The following is a 9,564-nucleotide window of genomic DNA, read 5'->3' on the forward strand; positions in this document are numbered from 1 at the left end:
ATCTGCCTCCGTCGGCACCGACCGTTCGACAGCCAATTCTTGTCGTCGGCTAGTAAAATAGTTGGTGACCAGCCTCCTTGTTCGTTAGCCAAGCTGCCGAACCCTTGTGGGGTTTCAGCTTGACATCCCCTCCGCGTGAACGCGGAGGAATCCTGAGCGTTGGAGATTTCAGGTTTGCAGTTCCACCGAGCATCCAAACGGTAAGAATCCGTGGGGATGCTCACGGACTGTAGCGGGTGGGACTGCTGGGAGTGCCAAGCCCCCGGTACTCCTATCCTCCGTCGTGTATGGACTCCCAGAGTTGTTTTTGCCTCGGGGAGTCCGGCAGACTTCGACAGACACGGAGTTACTTTCGTCGGCCGTACAGCAGTCAACTCCGGTCGAATCCTGTGAGGGTTCGCCGGTTATCGACTGGTTCCGATTATTGCTTGGTTGCTTGGGGCGGACAGGCCGCCATCGTAGGGCTGGTGGGAATCGCTTTATTCCCAACCGATTCCTACCTGTGTGTAGGGTTGTCTGTCAGTTAAAGCTACGCGCCAAATCTCACAGTGGCTCTTGTAGCGTCGATTGACTCCGTGTTGTCGGATTCATCCTGCGGCTACAGCCGCAGGTATTCTCCTCGAATCTGTATAAGAACCGTCAAGTAGTAATCTGAAATATGGAGGTGCGTCGAACTGCGCCGGTCAAACTCGTTGTTCCCGATGAGCGGCGCGACGACCTCCACGAATCCGCGCAACAGTTCCTCTACTGTGCGAATCGTGCCGCCGAGTTCTGTTGGGACGACGACTCCTACACGAACTGCGTTACGGCGAACTCGACCGCACGGGACGCGCTCTACGAACAACTGCGAGAGGAAACCGATCTCACCGCGAATCTTGTTCAAGAAGCTATCCGACGTGCCGTCCAAGCCACGAAAGGGTGCGTCGAACGGTGGAAACAGGGCAAGCGTGTGAGCCAGCCGGAGTTCACGTCGTGGAGCATGGTCTACGACAAGCGAAGCGCGACGTTCTACCGCGACCGTGTGTCCCTCTCGACCGTCAACGGGCGCGTCGAGTGCGACTTTGAGCTTCCGGCGGATAGCTCGACTCCCTACGAGCGGTACGTTCTCTCGGAGGACTACGAGTTCCGTGCGAGCACATTACAATACGACAAGGCGACTGACGAGTTCTACTTTCACATCACGACGCGGAAGTACGATAACGACGAATCCGAGGTTTCGGCAGATACTGGGCATCAAACAGTCCTCGGTATCGACCTCGGCGTTAATAGCCTAGCCGTCTCCTCGACCGGCCGCTTCTGGCAGGGTGATGACTACGACCATTGGTGCCGTGAGTTTGAGAAACGCCGTGGTGAGATGCAAGAGCGCGGGACGCAAGCTGCACACAACGCGCTCCTTCGCCTCGGCAAGCGCGAAGAAGCGTGGCGGAAGCAGTACATTCACACGGTCGCCAACGAGATTGTTTCGGAAGCCGTTGAACACGACTGCGACGTGATCGTGTTCGAGGATCTAACGGACATCCGCGAGCGTTTCCCGCAGGCAAAATGGCACCACATTTGGGCGTTCCGACGCCTGTACGAGTACGTCTCCTACAAGGCACCAGAACAAGGCGTCTCCGTGGAGAAAGTCGAGCCGAACCACACGTCGCAACGCTGCTCTCGGACGGATTGTGGGTTCACGCACGAATCAAACCGTGATGGCGAACACTTCTATTGTTTGAAGTGTGGATACGAACTGAACGCGGATTACAACGCTGCAAAGAACATTGGCGTGCGGTACGCTCGAAAGCGGAAACACAGACTCCGTTCCTCGCCCAAGTCGGGGGGCGGAGACGCACCAGTAGACGTGCGTTTGAATGGTGGGACGTTGAACGGCGAGAGTCATCAGCCTATTGCTGGGGACTGATTGCCGGGTGTCCACATCAAAGCCACCGAAAGGCTTCGCCTTTCGAGGCCTCGATAGAGCTCCGCTCTATCGGTGGCCCCACCCTCAAGAACTGAGGCGCGTATGCGCCGAAGGAGTAGGGTAGGGTAGTTTACCACTAACGGTGAAGTTCCCCTAAATGCCTGTCTCAGGAACTGTAGGAGCCGGTCGCTCCGAGATAGTCGTTAGAGTATGTGTTAGACCTAGTCTGTATCAAGAATACGTATTCCAATTCGCGCGAAGAGCAGGTCTAACACGCTGAACTGCCGGCGTGTTTAAATGACTAGTTCTAGACTGGTGGGATGTGGAGCGCGAATCCGCCTCGGTAGTCAAGCAGTTGGCTCCCAGCAGACCTCGATTCGCGCTTCCAGACCAAGCATGCATATACGAAAATCAGATTTTGATGCGTCCCACGACATCTGTGGGCTCCTTTGGAAGAATGTAATGACCACTGCTAGCGCAAGCGTAGACCTCCGAGGAGGGGATTCCGGTGAGTAATCGAGAGCCGATTCCCCCGGAAGTTCGGCAGTTGGTGATTGAGCGTGACGACTACGCCTGTCAGTTATGTGGTACTCTGGGAAGCCAGGCGGGCGAGGAGGCGACCCTCCATCTCCATCATCGGGAGTCACCAGCAGACGGTGGGTCGAACGACCCATCCAATCTCGTCACTCTCTGCGACGATTGCCACCATCACCACCACAGCACGCGGCGCAAGGAAGACGAGATACAGATAGACTTGGACGAGTACGACATCTCCACCACGCCCGCCGACTTCAAGATACTCGATGCGATCGAGGAGGTGGCACCCGCAACCCCGGGTGAGATTGCGGACGAGGCCTGCATCAGCGGCGTCCACGCGCGGCGTCGACTGTATGCGTTGGCTGCTGCAGGCGTGGTTGCGCATGGTATCGATGGGCAATGGAATATCGCCGACAGGGTCGAAGAGCCCGCTCGGGGACAACTCCCTGAGAGTCCGGAGCGAGCAGCCCAATTCGCTCGTGACGACGTGATTCGGCGGATGCGCGATGCCGGGATGTCGCACGCACGAATTGCCGATATCGTCGGGCTCGACGAGCGGACGATTCCGGTCGCTGCCAATCGCGCGCGAGCGTTCGATCCGCCGGTTCCCCCGTCCGAGGGGAGTGACCCGGATGTCGCCGACCTTGCCCGCCGGCTTGCATCGATCGAACGGCAACTGGACAGCTGATAATTACGTTCAAACAGAATATTCAATAGAATTAAAATTTGGGTTGGGGTTTTAGCGCCGGTCCATCCCCAACTCAGACGGTGGGGTACGTGTTGATTGCCTTCGAACCGCTCCCACCCCAGTTATACGGAACATCGTGCTTTTCGAGGATCGATACGATGAGATATCCGAGATCTTGTATCGATAACGCCTCGGTATCAAACGAGTCATACAAAAGATACGGACTTTTCGGGTTTTTTTGGGCCGAGAACCCAACATAGCCGAGCACAGGTGTTCCATCAGTTTTGAGTTCGGTAATCAGATTCTGGGTGGCTGGATCACCGCACGATTCACATCCAGATTGACCGATATTCGTCACGATATTATTTTTTCTGAAGTCGGCCATCGCATCCAAGAGTTGCTGCGGGTAATGGTGAAGACGCCTTACAGATTCGATGCCACAGGCACCACCATGCACGCGAGCACGTTGATTGAACTCCGGGTAGTAGTAGCCGGCGAGGTCGTCGTCGACGCCCAAGAGCTCGAGACAGTCATCGAGGAAGCGGTCGACGTACTCATTCGATAGACGCCTCCGCGGAAGTGGCTCCAAGGCGAACTGGCCATCGACGCGCTTACGGAGGGTTCCGTACAGTGTGAGTTCTCCACCACGTAGATCTCTTTGCCAGTATCTCGATTCTAACTGAGTGAGTCCTTTCGGTCCGATTCCGACGAGATGGTTCAGATGATCTCTGAGCCGTGTATCCTTCGCTTGTTGTTCAACGGTCGAATTCCATTGTGACATAATGGATTCTGATCAACCCATTTGTCACTTATAAGGACTAGCCAAGCGAAAAAGAGTCGTATTAAGTTTGGAACGAGGCGGTCGGTTTTGATCATGAGCATCTGAATCTTCAATCACCTCATTCTCAACTTAACGTGATCAAATATATCTGACAAAGACTTAAATTAAGCAATAGTCAACTCCACAATGCATGGTTCCCAACCAACTACCAGACATCCGAACCCTCCGCTCGGCGGCCGACTTCCTCGAGATTCTCGAGGCACGTTCTCAGATATTGATTGACGCACACCACGGTCCCCATCGTAACTACCCATTGAGTGACCGTTCTTGCTTCGGTGCGGTCTCTCCCCGACTCACACCTCGTCGACACGGGTGGTGGCGATGAGACCCCGTCGCCCACCGCTGCGTCGCGATCTTCCCGGCCTCCCCCGCGTGTGCGATGAATTGCAAGCAACCACTGCACCAGCTGACAACACCCAGCTGCGTGATCACCTGGATTGCCTCCCTGGCCTTGGCAATGAGGAGGCGAATCTCCTTTCGAATATCTCCGAGAAAACCATCCCACCTGCTCGAGACGATGGTATTACGGACCCGAGCCAACGCGTTCTCGGGCTCGCCGACCTGATTCGCACCCATCTGCGAGGGTGCCATGCGCTTCATCCGCGTGTCCAGCAGGTGGTGCCAGTAGGGACAGTCGATTGGCTGCTGGAGACCATTGCCAAGCGACTTGATATTCGACCTGATACCTTGTCATATCAATATCCGCACTATCTCCTTGACTGTCGCGGGGCTGCCCCGGATAGGGCGAGCCTCCACGCCCCACAGTACCACATCCGGACGCTGGACGTCGTTCGGGAGCTTCGAGCGAACGATATTCTGACGACGGTCTGTCAGCGTGATGCCCCCCTTCCAGAAGCTGAGACGATCGCCGATGCTGTCGACGCGATGGAAGCTGACAACGACACCGTTTGTGGCGTCTTCACCCTCCGGGGAGAGCGCGGCCCCGAGCCAGCACTCGTCTTCCACGATAATACCGTCCGTTCGGATGGCCCGACGCGGGCGGAGCTCTTCGAACACTGTAGGATGCTGCGGACGGAGTTCGGGGTAAGCTATCGGCTGGTCGATAGCAGTACGTATCGGTCGGAGGTAGACGATGACTGACGTCCGGTAGATTCTTTCCTATTTCACACGCACCAAAAGAGAACCGTTCACGTAGCAGTTCTACGGTCGTGGGGCGTTTTCGTGGCGACTGTGTTCTTCGTCTTTCTGAAGACTGTTGTAGTAGTGCTTGAGGGTCTCCTGTGCATCGAACAGACCTGTCCCTTCAAGAACCTCTCGACCCTGATCGGTGAGGCCATAGAATTTTGAAGGCATGTCAGGGTCGTCGCTGGTGTCGTGGTTTTCGACGCGTTCGATGACACCGACATCGATGAGTTTCTCGAGGTGCTCGTGGATCGTTGTCCGTCCGAGACTCGGATTCATCAACTCCAGCTCTCGAAGCGACGGGAGTTCCTCTGGGTGGCTGAGGATGCCCTGGATGAGCGTGAATCGCGTCTTCTGCGTGGCCATATCCAGCATTTCACGCCGCGTATTTAGCCCCTCTTCAACCCCTGCATCGATATCGGCGTGTTCCGGGTCGGGATGGCTCATACGTCAGTATAGTATCTCCGTTCCGATAGGCGTTTCGGTGAAAACCGAAATACTACAGTGCGGGCGAAACCCCTCGTGTTCCTACGTTCTGGTCACACATTTTATATCCACTTCCGAGGAACCAGACAGCCATACGTGACCCCCACACCGACCGATATTCGTGGTGAACTCACAGAACAAGCTCAAGCCCACTACAAGGGCCTCGAATTCACCTATGAAGACTTCGAAGCAATCCTGAATTCTGCCTCGGAACTGAATGAAATCCGGTCAACCGACGACTCATATTTCGTGTTAGGGAGCTACGATGATGCAGCTGAACAGCGGCTAGAAACTGTCCGAGATCAACTCGATAATCGACCTGGTGCACGTGCCGTGCTGATGAAAGATGTTGCTGAAGAGTGGGAACACTCCTACCCGAAATTCCGCTTGATCGCTGATTTCGCAACATACCTCGTTGGCGTTGCAGAACATCGTTGTGGTGGTTTTCTTGTCGAAATGGGGTACTTCACTGCGGTTGAGAAATACTTCCAGAAAACGTACGTCTGCAAGCTCTCTTACCCGAACGACAACATCAGAGACACCGACCATGAATATCCGTATAGCTGGATGCAGATCGGTATTTTCGATCTTCTCGCCGAAGAACAACGCCTGTTCGTCTGGAAGAACGAAGACGGTCTTGAACTCTGCATCACCAAAATTCCGTGAAGTACCACGGGCACGGTGGCCCGTGGCGTCCGGGTTTAGGGCTGCACTGCACCAGCACCAGACTTTAATCCCCCTCGCACTCGCCTTACGGCTCGTGCCCGGCACGGGTAAACACCCGAAGCGAACGTTGCTCCGTGAGGGTCGGTCGCTCCACCACGACCCGACAACTCCCGTCTCACCGCCTCGTGACGGGTTTTGAGAGGAGCCGCATTTTCATGCCATCGGACGACCAGCAAAAGAATTGAGGTCTTCAATCCCATACTTTGCGTATCGTTTTCTGGTCGTTCTCGAACAAACGTGTATGAGATACTTAATCATTTGGACAATAGTTGACGCGCTTCACCCACGGGTGCGGTGACCCGTGGTACTCGCGCTGCTCTTTTTTATAGATTTTGTCATCCTCATCTACTGTTCACGCCGGGGAGGATGTCACGCCACACTGGACGTGCCGATTGAAGATGTCGTCAGACACCCCCAACGCTGGCAAGTAGTCCGAGAAGTACGATTATGACGAGCACGGCTGTACCGACGGTAAGCGGCGTGTTTTCCATCGCTTTCTCGTAGAACGGCATCGATGCGTACTGTTCGCGGAATTCGTCTCGGTTCGCCTCGTCGTAGAAGTACTTCGTTTTGAACGCGAAGCGCTCAGTTACCGCACACCCAGTACAGACCGGTGTTTCCTCCCGTCGCTCGGTTTTGATGTGCGAGTCACAGTTGATACTTCCGCAGTTCGCACAGTACGTGTAGGTGTTGTCGGTGCCTGCTGTGTCGCAGTGGACGCATTGATGGAGTTCGTCTTCGCTCGCTACGCGTGATGGTCCTGCTGCGAAATACTCGTACGGATACGAGTACTCCTGCAGGTCCGTCGTGTGCCGAACCTGCGGCAGGTACACCGGTTCGATTGACTGTACTGAAATATCGGAGCGATTCGGTTCACACGTTTTCGTGTACGTGACGTTGTTGTCTCCGGTATAGGAGACCGTCGTGGTGTGGTGGTCTCGGAGTCGTTGCACGGCCCAGTCTTTGTATTCGGTCTGGGTTTGCCCGAACCGCCGCTCATCAACTGCATCGAACAAACTATCGAACCGGTCCGCGTCGAGATCAACAGTCGCATGGAGGTTCTCCAACACCAGATTTGAGACGTCACCTGACGCAGCTTGGGGGCGTCCGCGGTCAGCGTGGACAACGAACCGAGATCGTTCGTCGATCCGGTGAACCACGCCAACCGACGTTTCAAAGACTGCGTTCGTATCCGCTGTCACAGCGACGACTGGTCGGAACGTAACGTTGGAATACGGCGCGGGAAGCTTCGATGACTGGATATTTTCGATGTCTTGGAATGCTTCTTTGACAGGCGCAGTCACCGATGTCGCTGAATCATACGGCCTGAGCGTTTCGTCGCACAGGATTTCGATTCGACCGTTGTAGAGGTCAAGTCCGATTTCGTCAGCGATTTCACGGAGGTCTTCACCGTCAATGAGTTCAATCGGATACGGGTCATCATTCCGCTGGAGTCGCTGGGCATACTCGATAGCCGGGGTAGTGAATCGACCAGTCGTGACCACCATCCCGCGCTTTGGCCCGTTGAACCCGAACGTCGCAATCGCCGAGTGAAGTTTCTGCACCACCGGTCGCCCGACAGTTCCTGTGTGCTTACACTCGACAACGATAGCCCGGCGAGTTCCATCGACGACCTTTTCCATGAGAATGTCACGTCCTTCGTCAGCCGTCCGCTCAGCTTGCCGAACGTTCTCGTAGCCAAGGTTCCGGAAGACATCCTCGATAACGTCCTCGAACTCGAATCCAGAGAGATCGTCCAGAACAGGCATTTTGCTGTTTTTTGATTATTGGTTGTCTGTCATATATTTGTTCCCTACGATTAGTGTTAGAGTACTCAGGACGGCGTGAGTAGGTCGTCGATGTCCGCTACAGTAAACAAGGACCACGAGTCATCGAGTTGTGCTTCGAGTCCGTCGACGAATCCGTTTTTCGAGAACAGGGCGAACTGCTCGTCTCGATCCGACGGTCCCCATCGGACGTGCTTTGCTTTTGCTCGCAGCCTCTCGACGAGATCTTCCCCGACCGGATCTGTCGTCCACTTACATTCGGCGAGGAGGACTCGGTCGTCGTTCGGTGCCAGCCCGACGATATCGATCTCCTCTTCTCCGTACCACCAGCGACCGACTTCGGAGTACGGTTCGAGTTCGCCGCGTCGAATCTCTTCCCAGACGGCTTCTTGGCACACGTCCTCGAACGTGGTTGCGACGTGCGTTGGGAGGTCCGGTTCAATCGTCCCGTCGTACACGATCTCTGGTGCTTCCTCGATACTTGATCGATGTGGCTCGACATACCGAAACCAGAACCGAAGGAACTCGTCCGCAACCCGGTACCGTGACCGCTTTGATTTCTTCCCCGAGGCCGTGATTGGGACATCTCGTTCGATGAGGCGGAGTCGGCGAAGTGTCTGTAGGTATTTCGAGAGCGGTCCCGAATCGATCCCCGTTGCGCCGGAGATCTCGTTCGGTGTCGTATGGCCCAATGCGACTGCTTCGAGGATGCTCATGTACCGGGCTGGGGTTCGGAGCTCGGTGCGCAGGAGGAACTCGGGTTCGTTATACAGTACCGCAGACGGTGACAGGACGTGTGATTGAATGTTCGCCGCGAGCGACTGGTCGTAGTCGAACAGGGTGAGGTACATCGGGGTGCCACCTGTGACGGCATACGAGCGAACCGCGTCCGCGATGTTGTATGAGATGACCGCTCGTGCCTGTTGAAAGGAGAACGGCGTTACGTCGAGTTGGGCTGTTCGTCGCCCGTATAGTGGACTCTCGTGACCCAGGATCTCTGACTCCATTGTGCTCACGCTCGACCCACAGAGCACCAGCATCGAGTCCGTTCCATCGAGCGCCTGGTCAACGAACGCTTGTACGTACGATGGAAGCGAGTCGTTCTCTTCGACGAGATACGGGAACTCGTCGATGACGACAACAAGGTCCTCTCGCTGGAGGTTTTCCCCGAGGTATTCGAACGCTTCGTCCCAACTGTCGATTCGAGGGACGCGCTCGTCGAAGTAGTCCGCAACTTGGTCGAGGAACTTCTCGCGCTGTCGATGCTCGGCTTCCTGCGCTGCAAGGAAGTAAATGTGGGGGCGGTCAGCACAGAATTCTTTGAGGAGTTCCGTTTTCCCGACCCGACGCCGGCCATAGACGACAACGAAGTCTGAACCGGGGGATTCTACCGCAGCGGTGAGTGTATCGAGTTCTTCCTCCCGGTCGTGGAAGGTCATACTTAGGATAATGA

The 9,564-nt window shown here is 55.6% G+C and carries 8 protein-coding genes; 3 read left to right on the top strand and 5 right to left on the bottom strand.

Annotated features, from left to right (window positions below; genetic code table 11):
* Positions 1 to 658: 658 nt before the first annotated feature.
* The gene (locus ACFQL3_RS02185; protein ID WP_377050973.1) at positions 659 to 1,903 is read left to right on the top strand and encodes an RNA-guided endonuclease InsQ/TnpB family protein; all 1,245 of its coding nucleotides are present in this window, start codon (positions 659 to 661) and stop codon (positions 1,901 to 1,903) included.
* Positions 1,904 to 2,411: 508 nt separating this feature from the next.
* On the top strand, positions 2,412 to 3,128 hold the full coding sequence (locus ACFQL3_RS02190) for an HNH endonuclease (RefSeq protein ID WP_377050975.1): 717 nt from the start codon (positions 2,412 to 2,414) through the stop codon (positions 3,126 to 3,128).
* A 73-nt stretch (positions 3,129 to 3,201) separates the two neighbouring features.
* Here the strand turns inward: ACFQL3_RS02190 and ACFQL3_RS02195 are convergent, their stop codons facing one another.
* From ACFQL3_RS02195 to ACFQL3_RS02205, 3 genes are all read right to left on the bottom strand, one after another.
* Positions 3,202 to 3,909 carry a hypothetical protein gene (locus tag ACFQL3_RS02195; RefSeq protein ID WP_377050977.1) on the bottom strand — a complete coding sequence of 236 codons (708 nt, stop codon included), beginning with the start codon at positions 3,907 to 3,909 and terminating at the stop codon, positions 3,202 to 3,204.
* A gap of 750 nt (positions 3,910 to 4,659) precedes the next feature.
* Positions 4,660 to 4,986, bottom strand: coding sequence for a hypothetical protein (locus ACFQL3_RS02200; RefSeq protein ID WP_377050979.1), 327 nt, complete (start codon positions 4,984 to 4,986; stop codon positions 4,660 to 4,662).
* Between the two features lie 144 nt (positions 4,987 to 5,130).
* Positions 5,131 to 5,559, bottom strand: coding sequence for a PadR family transcriptional regulator (locus ACFQL3_RS02205; protein ID WP_377050981.1), 429 nt, complete (start codon positions 5,557 to 5,559; stop codon positions 5,131 to 5,133).
* Positions 5,560 to 5,694: 135 nt separating this feature from the next.
* Here ACFQL3_RS02205 and ACFQL3_RS02210 point away from each other — a divergent pair, with 135 nt between their 5' ends.
* The gene (locus ACFQL3_RS02210; RefSeq protein WP_377050983.1) at positions 5,695 to 6,264 is read left to right on the top strand and encodes a hypothetical protein; all 570 of its coding nucleotides are present in this window, start codon (positions 5,695 to 5,697) and stop codon (positions 6,262 to 6,264) included.
* Between the two features lie 464 nt (positions 6,265 to 6,728).
* On the opposite strand, the gene ACFQL3_RS02215 is transcribed toward ACFQL3_RS02210, so the two are convergent.
* Positions 6,729 to 8,093 (bottom strand): restriction endonuclease, encoded by a 1,365-nt coding sequence (locus ACFQL3_RS02215; protein ID WP_377050985.1) that lies wholly within the window; start codon positions 8,091 to 8,093, stop codon positions 6,729 to 6,731.
* A gap of 65 nt (positions 8,094 to 8,158) precedes the next feature.
* Complete coding sequence (locus ACFQL3_RS02220; RefSeq protein WP_377050987.1) at positions 8,159 to 9,550, bottom strand: ATP-binding protein; 1,392 nt, start codon at positions 9,548 to 9,550, stop codon at positions 8,159 to 8,161.
* Positions 9,551 to 9,564 lie beyond the last annotated feature (14 nt).

Source organism: Natronoarchaeum sp. GCM10025321 (assembly GCF_042663585.1).
Lineage (GTDB): Archaea > Halobacteriota > Halobacteria > Halobacteriales > Natronoarchaeaceae > Natranaeroarchaeum.

Bases quoted from the DNA above. Each gene is read 5' to 3' on its own strand.
- ACFQL3_RS02215 (WP_377050985.1), bottom strand. From the start codon at position 8,093: ATGCCTGTTCTGGACGATCTCTCTGGATTCGAGTTCGAGGACGTTATC.
- ACFQL3_RS02205 (WP_377050981.1), bottom strand. From the start codon at position 5,559: ATGAGCCATCCCGACCCGGAACACGCCGATATCGATGCAGGGGTTGAA.
- ACFQL3_RS02185 (WP_377050973.1), top strand. From the start codon at position 659: ATGGAGGTGCGTCGAACTGCGCCGGTCAAACTCGTTGTTCCCGATGAG.
- ACFQL3_RS02195 (WP_377050977.1), bottom strand. From the start codon at position 3,909: ATGTCACAATGGAATTCGACCGTTGAACAACAAGCGAAGGATACACGG.
- ACFQL3_RS02220 (WP_377050987.1), bottom strand. From the start codon at position 9,550: ATGACCTTCCACGACCGGGAGGAAGAACTCGATACACTCACCGCTGCG.